Genomic DNA, 18,471 nt, shown 5'->3' with positions numbered 1-18,471 from the left:
AGACTGGCCGTAAGGTGACCGCGGACGGTGTTGCCACTTTCTAAGTGGGTACCGCCCAGCAATTGATTCGCTTGCGAACGGCTTCGTAACCTTAGAATGTTTGGCAGTCGATTGCGCTGCAAGTCAGGCCGACGTTGCGGCAGGGCATTTTTCTCAAGGAGACGTTTGTCTCACCTTGAAAAACCTGCCTATGATCGCGGGATAATTACTTTAGTGTTTTTGGGAGGAAACACATGAAGGGACAGATGATGCATCGTCCGCTGAAAATTGCGGACCTCATCACATTTGCTGCGGATACGTTTCCAGACAGCGAAATCGTTTCGGTCAGGACCGAAGGCGACATCCACCGGACAACCTACAAGGAAACAACCGGACGGATCGCGCAATTGGCTCATGGGCTTCAAGGCTTAGGGATCGGGCTTGGCGACCGGGTCGCAACCCTGGCCTGGAACGGCTACCGGCATTTTGAACTCTATTATGGCATCTCCGGGATCGGGGGCGTCTGCCACACGATCAACCCGCGCTTGTCGGCCGAGCAGATGATTTACATCATCAATCATGCAAAGGACCGGCTGCTGTTTACCGATGTGACGTTTGTGCCGATCATTGAAAAGCTGCGCGAGCACCTGCCGGCAGACCTTAGGGTCGTCATTATGACAGACCGGGCGCATATGCCGGAGACATCTCTGGATGGTGTTCTTTGTTATGAGGAAATCCTGGAGGGTCAGTCCCAGTCGATGGACTGGCCGGACTTCCCCGAAGATACTGCCGCGGGCCTGTGTTACACCTCCGGCACTACCGGAAATCCCAAGGGAACACTCTATACGCACCGCTCCACGGTTCTGCATGCTTACAGTCTATGTGTAACGCTTCCCAAGGTGCTTCAAGAAGGCAGCAAAATTCTGCCTGTCGTGCCGCTCTTCCATGTAAATGCCTGGGGCTTGCCCTATTCAGCGCCGTTGTCCGGTGCCAGCATGATTTTCCCGGGCGGTGCATTGGACGGGAAAAGCCTGTTTGATCTTCTGGACCGCGAAAAGGTTTTCTCAGCTTGGGGCGTTCCGACAGTTTGGCTAGGTCTCATGAATGAAATCAATCAGCGAGGCCGTTTGCCGGAAGGTCTGGGAGACATTGTCGTTGGCGGATCCGCCGCACCGCGCTCGCTAATCGAGGGTTTTGAAAGTCGAAATGTGAATGTCTGTCATGCTTGGGGCATGACGGAGATGAGCCCGTTAGGTACGCAGGGTAACCTGCCGCCGAGCATGGACGACTGGAGCTTGAGCGACCGTATTGACCGCAAACAGTCCCAGGGCCGACGGGTTTTCGGTGTGGACTTGAAGATTGTTGATGATGAAGGCAACCGCCTACCGCATGACGGCAAGACGCCGGGCCATCTCTATGTGCGCGGCAACACGATCACCTCCGGTTATTTTGAGAACGCTGAAGCCTCTGAGCAGGTGTTTGATGCTGAGGGCTGGTTTTGCACCGGCGACATCGCTGCCATCACCGATGACGGCTTTTTGGTGATCACTGACCGCTCGAAAGATCTGATCAAGTCGGGTGGTGAATGGATCAGTTCGCTGGATTTGGAAAACATCGTCATGTCCCATCCGGAAGTGGCGAGTTGCGCAGTAATTGCGGTTCCGCATCCGAAATGGGACGAGCGCCCGCTTCTCATTGTGCAAGGCCGGGATGGGGCACAACCTAACAAGGACGAGCTCATCGATATGCTGGCAGAACATTTTGCCAAATGGCAGCTGCCCGATGACGTTGTTTACGTCGATGCCTTGCCACTGACCGCAACCGGCAAGGTGTCGAAACTGACCCTTCGCAAAGAATTCGCTGAGGGGACTGCATGACACCTGAAAAACTGTTTGGCCTTGCCGGCAAGACTGCCCTGGTCACCGGCGGGGCAACCGGTATTGGCCGTATGGCGGCCGAAGGTCTGGTTGCAGCTGGTGCCCGGGTCTTCATCGCCAGCCGCAAAGAAGAGGCCTGCTTGCGGGCGGCAGAGGACCTGAATGACCTCGGATATTCGGGCAAGGCAGAGGGCTTTAGTGGTGATGTGGCAACCGAAGAAGGGATAGCTGCGCTCACTGCAGAAATCGGCAAGCGCGCCGACCGGCTCGATATCTTGATGAATAACGCCGGCACCAGCTGGGGCATGCCGCTTGGCCAATTCCCCTATGAAGCTTGGGACCGGGTGATGCGTCTCAATGTCACCGGGCTTTTTCATCTGACGCAGAGCTTGTTGCCGATGCTTGATGCAGCCGCGTCAGATGACAATCCAGCGCGGGTGGTCAATGTCGGCTCTGTGATGGGCGAAACACCCCATGGTGACCGGGCCTACAGCTATGCAGCCTCCAAAGCGGCGGTCCATCACCTCACGAAAATTCTAGCAAAGGAGCTTGCCGGGCGGCGGGTTACGGTCAATGCCCTGGCTCCCGGACCTTTCGTCAGCAAGATGACCGCCTTTGCGACTGCGGATGAAAATGTCCGTGGCAAAGTTGGTGCCCAGGTTCCACTCGGCCGTGTCGGCTGCCCGGAAGATATTGCGGCCGCACTGCAGTACCTGTGCGGGGCTGGCGGCGGCTATGTCACAGGGGCGATCATCCCGGTCAGCGGCGGCATCAATGTCGAGACCGGCCCGGATCTCTTCCAGGAGGCCTATGGGTGATCCCGGACGTGCAAGAAAACGTCTTGCCGGTTGAGGCTCTCGAGAGCCTCATCGGCCAGGAAGTGGGTGTCTCGTCCTGGCATCTTATTGATCAGCCTATGATCGATGGATTTGCAGATGTGACCAAGGATCATCAGTTCATTCATGTCGATCCAACTGCCGCCGCCAAAACACCGTTTGGCGGCACAATCGCGCATGGGTTTCTGACGCTTTCGCTGTTGTCTGCAATGGGGCTGGAAGCACAGCCAAAGATTGCCGGTGCTGTCATGGGCATCAACTACGGTTTTGACCGTGTGCGGTTCTTAAGCCCGGTCAAGGCGGGTGCGCGCATTCGCGGCCGCTTTACCTTGAAAAACCTCAAGTCTCTGAAACCGGCGGAACTCGATTTTACCTGGGCTGCGACTGTTGAGATTGAGGGCGAAAACCGGCCAGCCCTGTCCGCGGACTGGCTCAACCGCTTTTATCTGAAAGACGGCTCGACTTAAGGCCAAGAAAACGGATTTCGTTGGTGGGAGGACCAATGCTGCAAAAACGGGAGCTGCCCAAAGCTCTGCAAAACTTGAGGCTGCCGGCCGTCGCTGCGCCGCTCTTCATCGTCTCCTGCCCCAAGCTGGTGATTGCTCAGTGCAAGGCTGGTGTGATCGGTAGTTTTCCCGCGCTAAATGCCCGGGACGAACCTGGCGGGCCCGTGGTACTCGAGGCGTGGTTGAAGGAAATCACCGAGGAGTTGGACTGCTACAATCAGGCCAATCCAGACAAACCGGCCGCACCTTTTGCAGTGAACCAGATTGTACATCGATCCAATGAGCGGCTGGAACGTGATGTTGAGATATGTGCGCGCTGGAAAGTGCCGATCTGGATCACTTCCATGGGGGCTCGTGTCGACGTCAATGAGGCGGCCCATTCCTGCGGCGGCATTGCCCTGCACGACGTCGTCAACAACACCTACGCCCGAAAGGCCATCGACAAAGGGGCGGACGGTCTGATTGCCGTCTGTTCGGGAGCTGGCGGGCATGCCGGACCTCTGTCACCCTTTGCTTTCGTTCGGGAAATCCGGGAATGGTTTGACGGACCGTTGTTGCTTGCGGGGTCGATTTCAACGGGCGAAGCCTTGTTGGCAGCCCGGGTTCTCGGGGCGGACCTCGGCTATATCGGATCGCCATTTGTGGCCACGGAAGAAGCCGATGCCAGCGATAATTACAAGCAGATGATGGTGGAGGGGACGTCGGAAGACGTTTTCCTTACTTCGCTCTTTACCGGTCACCCTGCGAGCTATCTGAAAGCGTCCATCAGCCAGCACGGCCTGGACCCAAACAACCTGCCAGCCGAATGGCAGCCGTCTGTAATGCCGGACGGGGGGAGCCAACCCAAAGCCTGGCGGGACATTTGGGGTTCAGGTCAGGGCATCGCTGCCATCAAGGCTGTGGAACCAACCGGAAAACTGGTCGACCGGTTGGAACAAGAATACGAGGCCGCCATCGCCCGGATGCGCGCCGAAATCTGTTGAGGAAATGAACATGGATCTTGGAGTAACGGACCGGGTGCGTCCGCTGATTGAGCAAGTCCGCCGGATGGTGGAAACCGAAATTGCCCCACTCGACACCGAATATCATGACGAAATCGGCCGTCATCCCTCCGGCGACCGGTTCTTGCACACAGACCGGCAGATCGAAATTCTTGAGAGCTTGAAAGCCAAGGCCAAGGAACGCGGGCTTTGGAATTTCTGGCTGACCGACAGCGAACGCGGCTACGGCCTGACCACCGTGGAATACGCCTATCTCGCCGAGGAGATGGGCAAGGTCGGGATTGCGGCAGAGGTCTTTAACTGCAACGCGCCGGACACCGGCAACATGGAGGTGCTGGAGCGGTACGGCACCGAAGCCCACAAGGAGCGCTGGCTGAAGCCGCTCTTGAATGGCGAAATCCGCTCGGCCTACCTGATGACAGAGCCGGATGAAGCGTCTTCCGACGCCACCAACATCGCGCTTTCGGCAGTCAAAGATGGTGATGATTGGATTCTGAATGGCGACAAATGGTGGGCGAGTGGCGCCGGCGACAGCCGCTGCCAGCTCTATATCGTCATGGCCTGCACAGATCCAGACGCGCACAAGCACAGTCGCCACTCCATGTTCCTGCTGTCAGCGGAAACGGAGGGGCTGGAAGTCCTGCGGCCAATGCATGTCTTCAACACCGATGATGCCCCGCACGGCCATATGCACATCCGCTTCACCAACGTCCGTGTGCCGGAGGCTGATCTGGTGCTCGGCCGGGGGCGCGGCTTTGAGGTGGCGCAGGGCCGTCTCGGTCCGGGCCGCATTCATCACTGCATGCGCGCCATCGGCCAGGCGGAACGGGCGTTGGAGCTTTTGTGCAAACGGGCGCTCAGCCGCGAAGCCTTTGGCAAGAAACTGGCAGATCTTGGAGCCAACCACGACATCATCGCCAATGCGCGTATGGAAATCGAAATGGCCCGGCTGCTCTGTCTGAAAGCCGCCTGGATGATGGACACCCAAGGTACTCGGGCAGCACAGCCCTGGATCAGCAAGATCAAGGTTGTAGCGCCTCTGATGGCGCTCAAGGTTGTCGATGAAGCGATGCAGGTGCATGGCGCTGCCGGAATCAGCCAGGACTTCCCGCTGGCTTCCATGTGGACGAATCTCCGGACCCTGCGCTTTGCCGATGGCCCGGATGCGGTGCACCGCCGGCAGGTTGCTCGTGTCGAACTGCGCAAATACTCCAACGCCACTTAGGGACCGGATCATGACTGCCACCGGACTGGATCTTGAAGGGCTGACACCCTGGCTGGAAAACAACCTGCCAGGCTTTAAAGGGCCGCTGTCGGCGGATAAGTTCAACCGGGGGCAGTCAAACCCGACCTTCCGGCTGACTTCGCTGTCGGGCGCTTATGTCTTGCGCCGCAAACCTCCCGGTGTATTGCTGAAATCCGCGCATGCGGTTGACCGCGAGTTTCGGGTGCAAAAAGCGCTGGCGGCGACAGACGTTCCGGTCGCCAACATGCACGTGCTGTGTGAGGACGACAGTGTCATCGGCTCATCCTTCTACATCATGGATTTGGTGGCCGGCCGGAACTTCGATGATCCGAGAATTCAGGAAGTCGATAATACCACCCGGTCCGCGATCTATGCCGAAATGAACCGGGTTCTGGCCGCGATCCATTCGGTGGATCTGGAGGCTGTTGGTTTGTCAGACTTCGGTCCAACCGGAAACTATTATCGCCGTCAGATTGATCGCTGGACCAAGCAGTACCGGGCCAGTGAAACCGGGACCATTCCGGAAATGGATGAGCTGATCGCCTGGCTGGACAGCAACATTCCTGAGGACGACGGCCGCAGAACCCTGGTTCATGGCGACTATCGGATCGATAACATGCTGTTTGCCGAAGACAGCCCCAAATGTGTTGCGGTGCTGGATTGGGAACTCTCGACCATCGGCCATCCCTTTGCCGATCTGGCGGCTTTGATCATGCAGTGGCAGTGCCCGACCGGCAAAGAAGGCCGCGGCCTTGCCGGTGTTGACCGGAAAGCGCTGGGCATCCCGGAAGATCAAGAGTTTGTCGAAGCTTATTGCGCCCGCATGGGGCTTTCCGGCATTCCGGATTTTGGTTTCTATCTAGCGTTCTGTTTCTTCCGCATGGGCGCCATTCTGCAAGGCGTCAAAAAACGCGCGCTCGACGGCAATGCTTCCAATCCAGAACAAGGCTTGAGATTGGGGAAGGCCGTTCCAATGTTTGCAGCGGGCGGCCTGGAGGCAATCCAGCATGGCTGAACAGAGATTTTCTGGTCAAACAGTGATGATCACCGGCGCCGCTGGTGGGTTCGGGGCAGAAGCTGCGCGGAAATTCGCTGAATCCGGCGCCCGGCTGGCTTTGTCGGACCGGGACGAAGCGGGTCTTGAGCGGATCAAGGCGGAGCTTCAGGAGACCGGAGCGGATGTCTGGATTGAAACCTATGACGTCGGTGATGAGACGCAGACCAAAGCGCACATCGGGCAGGTCATGGACCGGTTCGGATCCCTCGACATTGCCTTCAATAACGCCGGGATTTGTCATGATCTCAAACCGTTGACCAGCCTACCTGTCGAAGATCTCGACCGGATGTTTGCCGTCAATGTGCGCGGCGTGTTTCTGGGCATGAAGTATCAGATCCCGGTGATGCAGAAGGCCGGCCGGGGCGCCATCATCAACATGGCCTCGGCCGGTGGCCTGGTCGGCGCGGGGATGTTGTCGGCCTATGCGGCCTCAAAACACGCGGTCATCGGCCTGACCCGATCTGCTGCAGATGAGACCGGGCGAACCGGTGTGCGCATCAATGCGGTGTGTCCGTCTTTTGCACAAACCGCGATGTATCAGAATTTTTCAGAAGCCATGGCGGAAAGCCAGAACAGACCGGTCGGCGAGATTGATGCGGCTTTCACAAAACGCAGCCCCATGGGCCGGGTCATTCGGTCAGAAGAGGTTATATCGGCAGTGCTCTGGCTTGCGGCCTCCGACAACACAGCGGTCCACGGTCAGGCCATCTCGGTCGATGGCGGCCTGACTGCGGTTTAACGTTGCGGAGCCACCCTCACCAAGAATGTCATCCCAGCGCTGGCTGGGATCCAGTACTCGAGGACGTCAGAGACTTACAAGAATAGCTATTCTTGAGATTACTGGGCCCCAGCCTTCGCTGGGGCGACAAATCCGGAGAGGATGTTTGAAGGGGCTGGCTTCAAGGGCAGCATTTAGCGGCTAATTCTTTTCAGCAAAGCTTCCGCCGGTTTCAGCCATGTGGCGGAGAAGACCTGGAACTTGCCAATAATACCCATCTTCGCGGGCGAATTTTTCGATCCGTTTGACCAGTTCCGCCGCACCAATCTGGTCGGCTGTGTGCATCGGGCCGCCGCGGAAGCGCGGGAAGCCATAGCCAAAGAGATAGACCGCATCGATGTCGATTGGCCTCAGCGCGATGCCGTCTTCCAGCACCCGGATCGCTTCAGAAATCATTGCCGTTATGAACCGGCTGACGATTTCCTCCGGTGTGAATTTCTTCGGCGTGATACCGGCTTTTGCCCGTTCTTCATCGATGATCTTGAGCGCGTCCGGATTCGGGCGGATGCCGTCGTCGTCATAGATGTAGAAACCGCGTCCGGTTTTGCGGCCGAACCAGCCCTCTTCGCAAATCCGGTCGAGGATCGGAATGTAGCGTTCAATTGCGGGACGAGTCGCCGCGCGCCGTTTGTTGGTGGCCCAGCTGATGTCGAGCCCGGCAAGGTCATAGACTTGATAAGGCCCCATGGCAAAACCGAAATCGGTCATCGCGGTATCGATTTCCACCGGCGAAGCGCCGTCCATCATCATGTAGTCCGCTGCGCGCTTATAGAAAGACAGGATGCGGTTGCCGATGAAGCCGTCGCAAACACCAGCGCGGACAGCAACTTTTTTCAGTTTCTTGGCCAGGGCAAAGCCGGTCGCGACCACATCAGGCGCGGTCTTGTTGGCGGCAACGACCTCAAGCAAGCGCATGACATGGGCTGGCGAGAAGAAGTGCAGGCCGATCACGTCCTGCGGCCGGTTGGTGACGGAGGCGATCTCGTCGATGTCGAGATAGGAGGTGTTGGACGCCAGCACCGCGCCGTCTTTCGCCACCTTGTCGAGCTCCGTGAAGATGCTGCGCTTCACGTCCATTTCTTCAAAAACGGCCTCGATTATCAGGTCTGCTTGGGATAGGGCGCTGAGGTCTACGGCCGACGACAGTTTTCCAGACAGGATCAGGTCTTTTTTGTCGGCTGCCAGCTTGCCGCGTTTGACCGCCCCTTCAAGGTTCTTGGTGATCGTTGCCAGTCCGCGATCGAGCCCGGCCTGATCGCGTTCGGTCAATGTGACGTCATAACCGGCCAGCAAACAGGCCGTCGCAATTCCGGAGCCCATGGTGCCGCCACCGATTACGCCGATACTGCCAATCTCGCGCGGTGTTTCTTTGGCTTCGGGGATTTTCGCAACGGCGCGTTCGGCGAAAAATGCATGGATCAGACCGGCCCGCTGCGGGCTTTCCATACATTCCTGGAAATAGCCTCGTTCCTTTTTCAGGCCTTCAGCAAGCGGCAGCGTGCTGGCTTCGACTGCATCGACACATTTGTGCGGCGAAAACAGCAGCGGTTGGGTTTTCTGAAGTTTTTGCCGCACGGCTGCAATGGCTTCTGGATCCGGGTTTGTTTCCAGATTTCCCGTCCTGCAATGGATCAAGGTGGCTGCCGCCAGCTCTTGAGCGGCTTGGAGTGCAATGTCGCGCGGCGATCCATCTTCAATTCTGTCGATCAGCCCGATCTCAAGCGCTTTGTCGGCTGAAATCGGTTTGCCGCTGGTGATCATGTCAAGCGATGCCGCAACGCCAGCAAGGCGCGGCGCACGCTGGGTGCCGCCGGCGCCCGGCAAAATGCCAAGCGTTACTTCTGGAAGGCCAACTTTGGTTCCCGGCAGCGCAATGCGGGCATGACAGCTCATCGCGACTTCCAGCCCACCGCCAAGCGCGGTGCCGTGGATGACGCAGACGATTGGTGTTTCCGAGTTTTCCAGGAAGCTGCAGAGGTCCGGCAGCCAAGGGTCCTGGGGTGGTTTGCCGAACTCGCGAATATCGGCGCCGGCAATGAAAGTTCGGCCCTCGCCATAGAGGCCGATAGCTTCGACATCTGGGTCTTTTTGGAGAGCTTCGACGGCCTGTTGAATGCCCTGGCGCAGGGCATGAGATGCCGCATTCACCGGCGGATTATTAAGCGCAATCAGCGCAATAGCGCCCCGTTTTTCAACGGAAACCACGTCATTCACTGTGCTGACCGGAGCCTGCGGTGCCGTTCCCATAAGAACCCTCCCAATTGATTGTGGCCCAAGGATTGGCAATCTTACGGAGCGTCTGTCAAGCCACCAAAAAGGCGTTTGTTCCGTGGATCAGCCGTTGGACCGTGGTTTGTCGGTAAAGGCGCAGCGGTCGGGTTTCAGATCGACCAAGGGTGTCCCATTCAGGCAATCCAAGCCACGTACTGTGAGCATCGGACCCTCAACCGAAACAAGTTTGACCATTGACGTTGCGATCGGGTTTGGCCGGTTCGGCGAGCGCAGGGCAAAAGTGCCACGCACGTCGCCGGAATGCGCCGGATTTTGGATCACCAGATCCCGCCGTGCCTGATCCAGCCAGTATAACACTTCCATGCTGTCGAAGGATTCCACACCTTTCAGGGCCTGAACCCAGGGCTCATAAATCTCGATTTTGCAAAGAGGTCCCTCATCCGGATCACCGCGACGCGGGCACTCTTTGCGGTCGTTCCACGGCGTGTGGATCTTACCGATAAACCGCAATTGGGCATCGTCTGGCGGTGTTGTGGGGACAAAAACTTCGTGTGGACGGATATCTGTCATGGGTTCCGGGTTTCAGTCGTTATGGAGAGAGCCAGCGGACGCGGCCAAGTGGGCTGAGATCATAACCGCCCATAGTCTCGGCCTTGCTTTGAAACTGCTCTGTTTGGGTAAAACTCAAGAGGCGCTGCACGGGACCGGTAAAGTAAGATTTTCTGTCGATCAGAAGATCAAACCCTTCGTCCATCAGTGGCACAAACCCGAGTTTGTATTGCCGTGCCATGGCTTCAACGCCCAGAGCGGCGTCCGCATCCCCGCTGGCAACGGCCGCAGCCGCTTCGCTCTCTGTATGTGCATAACCGCCGGATGGTAGAAGATCGGTTTCGTCCAGCCCGGCATCTTGAAGAAGCTTTACAAAAAGCGCGGCGGCGCCAGCCCCAGGTTGGCGGCGGACCACACGTTTTTCCTTCAAATCCGCAATGGAGCTTACAGATCCCTGTGCTGCGTCCGACAACAACAGGCCGCGTTTGCGCACGGCCCAGCCGATAAGAACACAATAACCTATGCCAAGCCCGGCAACCGATTTTTTGTTCCAGCCATCGTCTTCCGGGATGTGTAGCCCGGAAAGGGCGGCGCCGTTTTCGGCAAAACAATCAAGGCCATCGCGGCTGCCGTTGAACAGGGTGGCCAGGCCGCAGGCCGAATCCCGAATGGCCCAGTCAAGCAGCGGGTCGTGGGACCCTGTGACAACCGCCGGGCGATCTTCGGGCACCAGTGAACCGGACCCTTCAATCCAGGCACGGATTTCGGATGCGGGGAACAACAGTTTTCCGGTGATCCGCCTATGCGGGATTTCATCTGCAGCCGCAAGATCATAGACCTTGCGTTCCTTGACACGCAGGAGGTCGGCGACCTCGCGTGTCGTTAGATAATCCGGCTGCTGTCCGTCAGTCTGTGTCACATGCGTCCCCATAGATCGAAGCGGAACTTACCGGATCATCAAAGACTTGCACAGGGGACAGAGCGCCGCTCCACCTGATTGTCTTAAAGACATTGGCTCAGTCTTTGATGATGAAGTTTTTGAGGCGTCTGCACAGACTGCCCGCCACGCCGCTGACCCTGATCAATATGCCTTTTTGTATTTTAGGCTCGGATCATATTTTTTGGGCCGACCACATGGAGACGGATCGCCCGGGGTTCCCGGTACGAGCACTTTTTCGCCGGTCGACGCTTTTTGCAGATTTGCAGATCGTTAAAACGGTACAAGCTCTGTTTGCGGTGCCGAAGAGTGTTTTGCGCTGCGGGATGGTTGGGAGCTGGAAACATGCGTGGCAACTTATCCGTGAAAAGTGCCGCGCCTTGCCGCTAAGTGAGGCCAGTTCAGGGATTAAAAGGGCCTCATGCAAGGGTGAATATATTTTTCGATCTGGAACAAATTGACCAGTATTCTTTCCCGCAATATGCCGCGCTGCAAAATATTAAATCGGCATGTGATTAAAAAATATCCATTTTTTTTCCTCGACCCCTTTCAAAGGGATAGGAATTTTGTTTTTCTACGCGAACTGCTGAAACGATAACATTCGGTGAGGGGGCTTGCGGGATGGATATTGTCAAAGTGGATATAAAAACGAACAAACCAGATTTGGGGACACAATGGCGGATACTCGGGGCGCTGCTGTTAAGTATGACAGCGTTCAAAAAAGCTATGACGGCGAAAGCCTTGTCGTAAAGAATCTCAATCTGGATATCCCGCCGGGCGAATTTTTGACCATGCTCGGTCCGTCCGGTTCCGGCAAAACCACCTGCTTGATGATGCTGGCGGGCTTTGAGCCTGCCACACATGGCGAGATTTACCTGAATGATCGCCCGATCAACAATGTTCCTCCGCACAAGCGGGGCATTGGCATGGTGTTCCAGAACTATGCGCTGTTTCCGCATATGACGGTGGCTGAAAACCTGGCGTTCCCGCTTCAAGTGCGGAATGTAGGCAAGGCTGAACAGCAGGAGAAAGTGCAACGGGCTTTGGACATGGTTGAGCTCGGTACATTCGGCAACCGCCGTCCAGCCCAGTTGTCTGGTGGTCAGCAGCAGCGTGTCGCAGTGGCCCGTGCGCTTGTGTTCGATCCGGAGCTGGTTCTGATGGATGAACCGCTCGGCGCACTCGACAAGCAACTGCGTGAGCAGATGCAGTATGAGATCAAACACATCCACGAAAATCTGGGCGTGACTGTCGTCTATGTGACCCACGATCAGACTGAAGCCCTGACCATGTCGGACCGGGTCGCGGTCTTTAACGATGGCGTTATTCAACAATTGTCGACGCCGGATGATCTTTATGAAGATCCGCAGAATTCTTTCGTTGCTCAGTTTATCGGTGAAAACAACAAGCTGAACGGCAAGGTAAAAGAAATCCAGGGCGAGGAGTGCCTGGTCGAGCTGGATGATGGGACTCAGCTGAAGGCCGACAAGGTCAACGTTTCAGCTGTCGGTGACAAAACCACCCTGTCTTTGCGTCCAGAACGCGTGGAGTTCGATACCCACGACGAAATGGACAACCTGGTCAATGGCCGGATCGAAGAACTGATCTACCTCGGCGATCATATTCGCGTTCGCATGAATGTCGCTGGAAATGATGAGTTCATCGTAAAAGTTCGCAACCGCGGAGAGAAGCGCAAGCTGCATGTCGGCGACACAGTCCCAGTGGGCTGGGCGTTGAATGACTGTAAAGCGCTCGACGCTGTTGTCTAAAGTCGCAAGGCGGCCGGACTTCGGCCGTCAGCGAAATCAACGGAGATAAATCCGTTAATTCCTAAAAGAGGGAGCTATTCAAAATGAAGCTCAAGACTTTGGTTCTTGCCGGTACCGCTATGGCCTTTGCCGGCACTGCGGCACTTGCGGCAGACATGACGATCGTATCTTGGGGTGGCGCATATTCTGCATCGCAGAACAATGCGTATCACAAGCCGTACATGGAAAAGAATCCGGACGTGAACATCATCAATGATGAATCGTCCGCTGAAGCTGTCGCCAAGCTGCGCGCCATGAACGAAGCCGGCAACATCACCTGGGACTTGGTTGACGTTGTAGCGTCTGATGCCATCCGTCTGTGTGACGAAGGCCTGGCTCTGGAAATCGACCCGGCAACCGATCTGGCCGCTGCTCCAGATGGAACATCTGCTGCTGACGACTTTGGCGACCTGCTTGTCTCCGAGTGCTTCATTCCGCAGATCGTTTACTCCACTACTTTCGGCTACCGTTCTGACGTTGCCGAGTGGGGCGGAAAAGAGCCTAGCGACATTTGTGCAGTCTTCGACACGGCCACCTTCCCGGGCAAGCGGTCTCTGGAAAAGCGTCCGATCAACAACGTTGAGTGGGCCCTCCTGTGTGATGGCGTGCCGAAAGAAGACGTCTACAGCGTTCTTGAGACCGAAGAAGGTTTGAACCGCGCGCTGGCAAAACTCGACACTATCAAAGACGACGTCATCTGGTGGTCTGCTGGTGCGGAAACTCCGCAGCTGCTGGCTGACAAAGAAGTCGTGATCGGTTCTACCTACAATGGCCGTCTGTTTGCTCTGATCGAAGAGCAGAAGCAGCCGGTGAAAATGCTGTGGGACGCTCAGGTGTTCGACCTTGACGGTTGGATCATCCCGGCTGGTCTTTCCGATGAGCGCCTTGCCGCTGTTAAGGACTATGTGAAGTTCGCAACCGACACGCAGCGTCTTGCTGACCAGGCCAAGTACATCTCCTATGGCCCGGCACGTAAGTCCTCTGCACCGCTCGTCGGCAAGCACGCATCCCTCGGCATCGACATGGCTCCGCACATGCCGACCGATCCGAACAACGCCAAAAACACCTTCCTCTATAACTATGAGTGGTGGGCGGATTATCGCGACGACATCGACGCGAAATTCCAGGCATGGCTTGCCCAGTAAAATTGGTTAGCCCTTGTTCCAGGCGGGTCTTCTGCCTGGAACTTACCTTCGAGTTCGGAAGACATGTTTCATGAGCGATACCACTGCCGGTGAAGTTCTCACAACGCAAGACGGCAAACCGCTAAAGGCCGCGCTCGCGACTGCGTTGCGCCGCGAAAAGATGCGGTCCCTTGCGCTGATTGCGCCTTTGCTGATTTTTGTTCTTATCACCTTCGTCGCGCCGATCGCCGACATGCTGTTCCGCTCAGTGGAAAACGGCATCATGGCGGACACGCTGCCGCGGACCGTGATTGCCTTGCAGGATTGGGATCCTGAAAGCGGCAACGTGCCCGATGAAGCTGTCTTTGCCGCACTTTATGGCGACATGGTTGTTGCCGTTGAAGAAAAGACCCACACCCGTTTGGGATCCCGTTTGAACTATGAACAGAGCGGTATCTCTAGCTTGTTCCGTAAGACCGGCCGCCGGATCAAACGGATGGATGAAGCTGGTCCGTTCATGGAGCAGTTCGTCAAGGCAGACAAAAAATGGGGTCAGGTGGGCACCTGGCAGGTGCTCAAACAGTTCTCGCCGCGGTACACCGATGGCTATTTTTTGAATTCCGTTGATGCGCACCGCACCGCTGAGGGCATAGAGCTCAAACCGGCCGATGAACGCATTTACATGTTCTTGTTTGGGCGGACGCTGTTTCTGTCCATCATGATTACGATATCCTGTCTTCTGCTCGGATATCCGATTGCCTTCCTGTTGGCATCTTTGCCGCTAAGAACATCCAACCTCTTGATGATCCTGGTGCTTCTACCCTTCTGGACATCACTGCTTGTGCGGACCTCTGCCTGGAAGGTGCTGCTCCAGCAACAGGGGGTGATCAATGATTTCCTTGTCTGGATCGGTATCGTCGGCGATGCCAACCGGCTGGTGATGATCAACAACCAGACCGGTACGATCATTGCGATGACGCACATTCTGCTGCCGTTTATGATCCTGCCGCTGTTCTCGGTGATGAAAACCATTTCACCGACCTATGTACGGGCGGCCAAGAGCCTTGGTGCCAATGACTGGATCGCCTTCTGGCGGGTTTACTTCCCGCAGTCTGTGCCAGGTATCGGCGCGGGGGCTGTTCTCGTCTTCATCCTGTCCATCGGCTACTACATCACGCCGGAATTGGTGGGCGGGACTTCGGGCATCTTTATTTCCAACCGGATCGCGTACCACATCTCCTCGTCGTTGAACTGGGGATTGGCGGCCGCGCTTGGAACCTTGCTGCTCGTTGCGGTTCTTGTTCTTTTCGTCGTCTACGATCGCATCGTCGGCATTGACAACGTTAAACTGGGATAGGACGATATGAGTGCACTTCCTCCCTATGCGTCCCCCCTGCAACGGACGTGGTTCTATACCTTCCGGATCATCTGCGGACTGATCTTCTTTTTCCTGATCTTTCCGATCCTGGTGATCTTGCCCTTGAGCTTCAACGCCCAGGATTTCTTCACCTTTACAAAGGAAATGCTGGCGCTGAGTCCTGAAGGGTACTCCTTCAAGCACTACAACGACTTCTTCACCAACCCGGACTGGCAGCAGGCGCTGACAAACTCGGTTCTGATTGCTCCGGTGGCGACCATCCTGGCGACAGGCTTCGGCACACTGGCAGCGATCGGCCTGTCGCAAAGCCATGTGCCCTACAAGCCGGCGATCATGGCGGTTCTGATTTCCCCTATGATCGTTCCGCTGATCATTTCTGCGGCCGGCATGTACTTCTTCTACTCCCGCATCGGCCTGCAGGGCACTTACTGGGGCGTGGTTCTGGCCCATGCGGCGCTCGGAACACCGTTTGTCATCATCACAGTGACAGCGACTCTCGTCGGCTTTGACCGCAGCCTCGTCCGGGCAGCAGCCTCCATGGGCGCAAATCCGGTGACCACCTTCTTCAAGGTGCAGATGCCGTTGATCATTCCAGGTGTCGTCTCGGGCGCGCTGTTCGCCTTCATCACCTCGTTCGATGAAGTGGTCGTGGTGCTGTTCCTGGGGTCGGCGGGTCAAAAGACCTTGCCGTGGCAGATGTTCACCGGGCTGCGCGAACAAATCTCGCCAACCATTTTGGCCGTGGCCTCTCTGATGGTTGCCATCTCAATCGCACTGCTGACGGTTCTTGAACTGCTGCGGCGCCGGTCGGAACGTTTGAGAGGTTTGTCACCCGGCTAATCTTTCGGAGCAATCCGTCCGGAATTGCTCAAAGAATGACGGAATTGAGCGTGCCTTTGTAAGAAACATAAGGTATGGATCAGTTCAGCTGTTTCTTAAAGACCGGTGGCGGAACGCCAGTCACCGGGTGGACGGATCACCGTTCCGGCAGCACGACAATTGAATATTGGGCCTGGCGGGCCGGCTTCTGACAAGAAGCCGGCCCGCTTTTTTTTGTTTCCAGGCTCAATGGAGAAACTGGCGCACAAAAGGAGACCGCCATGAGCGACGACATGATCCGCATTTATGAAATGAATAATGGCGAAAAAGCTTTTTCGCCGTTCTCGCCTCAGGAGATGGACAGCCGCCAGGCAAAGCTTAGAAAGCTGATGGCTGATCGTGATATCGACGCCTGCCTGTTCACCTCTTATCACAACATCTGCTACTACTCCGGCTTCCTGTACTGTTATTTCGGCCGGAAATACGGTTTTCTCGTCACCCAGGACAAGGCAACCACCATTGCTGCCGGGATCGACGGCGGTCAGCCTTGGCGCCGCACCCATGGCGATACACTGATCTACACCGACTGGCGCCGGGACAATTATTTCTACGCCATCCAGCAGTTGCTCGGCCTGCCGAACGCTAGTGTCCGGCGCATTGGCATTGAGTTCGATCACGTCTCCCTGGATCTCCTCAAACTTCTCGAAGCCGCATTGCCGGGGGTCGAGCTCGTTGATGTCGCAGCCGATTCTATGGCGCAGCGGACGATCAAAAGCGCAGAAGAACACAAACTCATCCGCGAAAGCACCCGTATTGGTGATTTGGGCGGGGCAGCCTTGGTGGATGCGGTTCAGGCGGGTGTGCCCGAGCATGAAGTTGCGATCGCCTCCACCAATGCCATGATCCGCGAAATCGCAAAGTCCTTCCCGTTTGTCGAACTGATGGATACCTGGACCTGGTTCCAGTCTGGCATCAATACCGATGGTGCCCACAATCCGGTCACCAACAAGGTGGTCGAAGCCGGTGATATCCTCAGCCTCAACTGTTTCCCCATGATCTTCGGTTACTACACAGCCCTAGAACGCACCCTGTTTTGTGAACATGCTTCGGATGAACATTTGCGCCTTTGGGAGGTCAACTGTCATGTCCACCGAGAAGGCCTGAAGCTGATCAAGCCTGGCGCCAAATGCTCAGAGATCGCAGCAGAGCTCAACGACATCTACCGCAGTCACGACCTGCTGCAGTACCGCAGCTTTGGCTATGGCCACTCCTTCGGAGTGCTCAGCCATTATTATGGACGGGAAGCCTCGGTAGAACTGCGTGAAGACGTTGAAACGGTTCTGGAACCGGGCATGGTTGTCTCCATGGAGCCGATGATCATGATCCCGGAGGGCACGCCGGGCGCAGGTGGGTATCGCGAACATGACATCCTGATCGTGGGTGACGACGGCGCGGAAAACATCACCGGCTTTCCGTTTGGTCCTGAGCACAACATTATTCCAAAGCGGTAAGGCGCCTCCTGTTGGCGAAGGCGATGCGAATTGTCCTTCGCCAACAGGTTGATCGGACGAATTGTGCAGCAATCCGAATTCTGGGATATTGGCGGATCGGACTTGAAACGCCATTATCCCGGCGACTGATTTTTCCTTGCCAGAATTCGGGAGCCTTTCTCAATGATCAAAATTCATGGACGCATCACCTCCGCCAATGTGCAGCCAGTCATCTGGTGTCTGGAAGAACTGGGTGTTGACTATGAGCGCCTGGATGTTGGCGGGCCCTTTGGCGGGACCGACACACCGGAGTTCCGCGCGATGAACCCGCTGGGACTGGTTCCCGTTCTTGAAGAGGATGGCCAGTCGATTGCGGAAGCTGCCACGATTCTTCGTTATTTGATGCGTAAGTTCGGCAATCATCCTGCCGATCCGATGGCAGCGGCCCAAATCGAGCGATGGGCGGACATGTCCCGCCAGCACATATATGTTCCCTTGATCCCGACAATTTTCCTGCAGAAAATCCGGGTGACGGTCGAAGACCGCAACAATGCTGCCGTTGCCCAGGCGGAAGCCGCCTTGAAGCAGGCTATGGCGATCTTTGAGGCCAACATCAAAGGCCCCTATTTTGGTGGTGAGGAGTTGAATTTGGTCGATTTCCAAATCGGTGGCTTGCTCTACCGCTATTTCGAACTCGATTTCGACCGGGCCGACTTACCCGGACTGAAGGCCTATTACGACAATTTGTGCTTGAGACCGGCCTATCGTGAAAACATCATGATTGATTTCTCAGCGATGAAAATCCCGGGCGCATAACAGATCCTGAAACTGTCGGCTGGAGGCTCTGGTATTAT

The 18,471-nt window shown here is 56.4% G+C and carries 17 protein-coding genes; 14 read left to right on the top strand and 3 right to left on the bottom strand.

Annotation, left to right across the window (positions count from 1 at the left end; genetic code table 11):
- The first annotated feature begins 233 nt into the window (after window positions 1-233).
- The 7 genes from FJ695_RS02595 to FJ695_RS02565 are packed head-to-tail and all read left to right on the top strand — an operon-like array spanning window position 234 to window position 7,241.
- The gene (locus FJ695_RS02595) at window positions 234-1,856 is read left to right on the top strand and encodes a long-chain fatty acid--CoA ligase (RefSeq protein ID WP_141183987.1); all 1,623 of its coding nucleotides are present in this window, start codon (window positions 234-236) and stop codon (window positions 1,854-1,856) included.
- Window positions 1,853-2,674, top strand: coding sequence for an SDR family NAD(P)-dependent oxidoreductase (locus FJ695_RS02590; RefSeq protein ID WP_141183986.1), 822 nt, complete (start codon window positions 1,853-1,855; stop codon window positions 2,672-2,674). Before FJ695_RS02595 ends, FJ695_RS02590 begins: the two co-directional genes overlap by 4 nt.
- Complete coding sequence (locus FJ695_RS02585; protein ID WP_141183985.1) at window positions 2,671-3,159, top strand: MaoC family dehydratase; 489 nt, start codon at window positions 2,671-2,673, stop codon at window positions 3,157-3,159. Before FJ695_RS02590 ends, FJ695_RS02585 begins: the two co-directional genes overlap by 4 nt.
- A gap of 35 nt (window positions 3,160-3,194) precedes the next feature.
- A complete protein-coding gene (locus FJ695_RS02580) occupies window positions 3,195-4,181 on the top strand; it encodes a nitronate monooxygenase family protein (protein WP_141183984.1) in 987 nt (328 codons plus the stop codon).
- A 10-nt stretch (window positions 4,182-4,191) separates the two neighbouring features.
- Entirely contained in the window at window positions 4,192-5,424 is a 1,233-nt protein-coding gene (locus FJ695_RS02575; protein ID WP_141183983.1) for an acyl-CoA dehydrogenase family protein, read from the top strand.
- Between the two features lie 10 nt (window positions 5,425-5,434).
- The gene (locus tag FJ695_RS02570; RefSeq protein WP_141183982.1) at window positions 5,435-6,460 is read left to right on the top strand and encodes a phosphotransferase family protein; all 1,026 of its coding nucleotides are present in this window, start codon (window positions 5,435-5,437) and stop codon (window positions 6,458-6,460) included.
- A complete protein-coding gene (locus FJ695_RS02565; protein ID WP_141183981.1) occupies window positions 6,453-7,241 on the top strand; it encodes an SDR family NAD(P)-dependent oxidoreductase in 789 nt (262 codons plus the stop codon). Before FJ695_RS02570 ends, FJ695_RS02565 begins: the two co-directional genes overlap by 8 nt.
- Before the next feature lie 180 nt (window positions 7,242-7,421).
- Here the strand turns inward: FJ695_RS02565 and FJ695_RS02560 are convergent, their stop codons facing one another.
- The 3 genes from FJ695_RS02560 to FJ695_RS02550 all read right to left on the bottom strand — a co-directional run bounded on the left by FJ695_RS02560 (window position 7,422) and on the right by FJ695_RS02550 (window position 10,980).
- A complete protein-coding gene (locus FJ695_RS02560) occupies window positions 7,422-9,527 on the bottom strand; it encodes a 3-hydroxyacyl-CoA dehydrogenase NAD-binding domain-containing protein (protein ID WP_141183980.1) in 2,106 nt (701 codons plus the stop codon).
- An 87-nt stretch (window positions 9,528-9,614) separates the two neighbouring features.
- Window positions 9,615-10,082: a tRNA (N6-threonylcarbamoyladenosine(37)-N6)-methyltransferase TrmO gene (gene tsaA / locus FJ695_RS02555; RefSeq protein WP_141183979.1), complete on the bottom strand. Its 468-nt coding sequence runs from the start codon at window positions 10,080-10,082 to the stop codon at window positions 9,615-9,617.
- A 19-nt stretch (window positions 10,083-10,101) separates the two neighbouring features.
- Window positions 10,102-10,980 (bottom strand): helix-turn-helix transcriptional regulator, encoded by an 879-nt coding sequence (locus tag FJ695_RS02550; protein WP_247653780.1) that lies wholly within the window; start codon window positions 10,978-10,980, stop codon window positions 10,102-10,104.
- A gap of 107 nt (window positions 10,981-11,087) precedes the next feature.
- On the opposite strand from FJ695_RS02550, the gene FJ695_RS02545 reads away from it, so the two are divergent.
- The 7 genes from FJ695_RS02545 to FJ695_RS02515 all read left to right on the top strand — a co-directional run bounded on the left by FJ695_RS02545 (window position 11,088) and on the right by FJ695_RS02515 (window position 18,433).
- On the top strand, window positions 11,088-11,459 hold the full coding sequence (locus FJ695_RS02545) for a hypothetical protein (protein WP_141183977.1): 372 nt from the start codon (window positions 11,088-11,090) through the stop codon (window positions 11,457-11,459).
- Between the two features lie 213 nt (window positions 11,460-11,672).
- Window positions 11,673-12,767 (top strand): ABC transporter ATP-binding protein, encoded by a 1,095-nt coding sequence (locus tag FJ695_RS02540; protein WP_141183976.1) that lies wholly within the window; start codon window positions 11,673-11,675, stop codon window positions 12,765-12,767.
- An 83-nt stretch (window positions 12,768-12,850) separates the two neighbouring features.
- Window positions 12,851-13,951 (top strand): extracellular solute-binding protein, encoded by a 1,101-nt coding sequence (locus FJ695_RS02535; RefSeq protein ID WP_141183975.1) that lies wholly within the window; start codon window positions 12,851-12,853, stop codon window positions 13,949-13,951.
- 70 nt (window positions 13,952-14,021) lie between these two features.
- Window positions 14,022-15,287, top strand: coding sequence for an ABC transporter permease (locus FJ695_RS28220; protein WP_141183974.1), 1,266 nt, complete (start codon window positions 14,022-14,024; stop codon window positions 15,285-15,287).
- 6 nt (window positions 15,288-15,293) lie between these two features.
- Window positions 15,294-16,148: an ABC transporter permease gene (locus tag FJ695_RS28215; protein ID WP_141183973.1), complete on the top strand. Its 855-nt coding sequence runs from the start codon at window positions 15,294-15,296 to the stop codon at window positions 16,146-16,148.
- Between the two features lie 260 nt (window positions 16,149-16,408).
- Window positions 16,409-17,638 (top strand): M24 family metallopeptidase, encoded by a 1,230-nt coding sequence (locus FJ695_RS02520; RefSeq protein ID WP_141183972.1) that lies wholly within the window; start codon window positions 16,409-16,411, stop codon window positions 17,636-17,638.
- A 162-nt stretch (window positions 17,639-17,800) separates the two neighbouring features.
- Entirely contained in the window at window positions 17,801-18,433 is a 633-nt protein-coding gene (locus tag FJ695_RS02515; protein WP_141183971.1) for a glutathione S-transferase family protein, read from the top strand.
- Window positions 18,434-18,471: the final 38 nt, after the last annotated feature.

The organism is Labrenzia sp. PHM005 (assembly GCF_006517275.1).
GTDB lineage: Bacteria > Pseudomonadota > Alphaproteobacteria > Rhizobiales > Stappiaceae > Roseibium.
Note: the sequence above shows the minus strand (reverse complement) of the source record. Positions and strands in the feature narration are given on the sequence as shown.

What these genes read in the sequence shown, in the direction of transcription:
- FJ695_RS02570 (WP_141183982.1), top strand. Translation starts at nt 5,435, where the DNA reads ATGACTGCCACCGGACTGGATCTTGAAGGGCTGACACCCTGGCTGGAA.
- FJ695_RS02560 (WP_141183980.1), bottom strand. Translation starts at nt 9,527, where the DNA reads ATGGGAACGGCACCGCAGGCTCCGGTCAGCACAGTGAATGACGTGGTT.
- FJ695_RS02545 (WP_141183977.1), top strand. Translation starts at nt 11,088, where the DNA reads ATGATGAAGTTTTTGAGGCGTCTGCACAGACTGCCCGCCACGCCGCTG.
- FJ695_RS02595 (WP_141183987.1), top strand. Translation starts at nt 234, where the DNA reads ATGAAGGGACAGATGATGCATCGTCCGCTGAAAATTGCGGACCTCATC.
- FJ695_RS28220 (WP_141183974.1), top strand. Translation starts at nt 14,022, where the DNA reads ATGAGCGATACCACTGCCGGTGAAGTTCTCACAACGCAAGACGGCAAA.
- FJ695_RS02520 (WP_141183972.1), top strand. Translation starts at nt 16,409, where the DNA reads ATGAGCGACGACATGATCCGCATTTATGAAATGAATAATGGCGAAAAA.
- FJ695_RS02540 (WP_141183976.1), top strand. Translation starts at nt 11,673, where the DNA reads ATGGCGGATACTCGGGGCGCTGCTGTTAAGTATGACAGCGTTCAAAAA.
- tsaA (WP_141183979.1), bottom strand. Translation starts at nt 10,082, where the DNA reads ATGACAGATATCCGTCCACACGAAGTTTTTGTCCCCACAACACCGCCA.
- FJ695_RS02515 (WP_141183971.1), top strand. Translation starts at nt 17,801, where the DNA reads ATGATCAAAATTCATGGACGCATCACCTCCGCCAATGTGCAGCCAGTC.
- FJ695_RS02535 (WP_141183975.1), top strand. Translation starts at nt 12,851, where the DNA reads ATGAAGCTCAAGACTTTGGTTCTTGCCGGTACCGCTATGGCCTTTGCC.
- FJ695_RS02575 (WP_141183983.1), top strand. Translation starts at nt 4,192, where the DNA reads ATGGATCTTGGAGTAACGGACCGGGTGCGTCCGCTGATTGAGCAAGTC.
- FJ695_RS28215 (WP_141183973.1), top strand. Translation starts at nt 15,294, where the DNA reads ATGAGTGCACTTCCTCCCTATGCGTCCCCCCTGCAACGGACGTGGTTC.
- FJ695_RS02565 (WP_141183981.1), top strand. Translation starts at nt 6,453, where the DNA reads ATGGCTGAACAGAGATTTTCTGGTCAAACAGTGATGATCACCGGCGCC.
- FJ695_RS02580 (WP_141183984.1), top strand. Translation starts at nt 3,195, where the DNA reads ATGCTGCAAAAACGGGAGCTGCCCAAAGCTCTGCAAAACTTGAGGCTG.
- FJ695_RS02590 (WP_141183986.1), top strand. Translation starts at nt 1,853, where the DNA reads ATGACACCTGAAAAACTGTTTGGCCTTGCCGGCAAGACTGCCCTGGTC.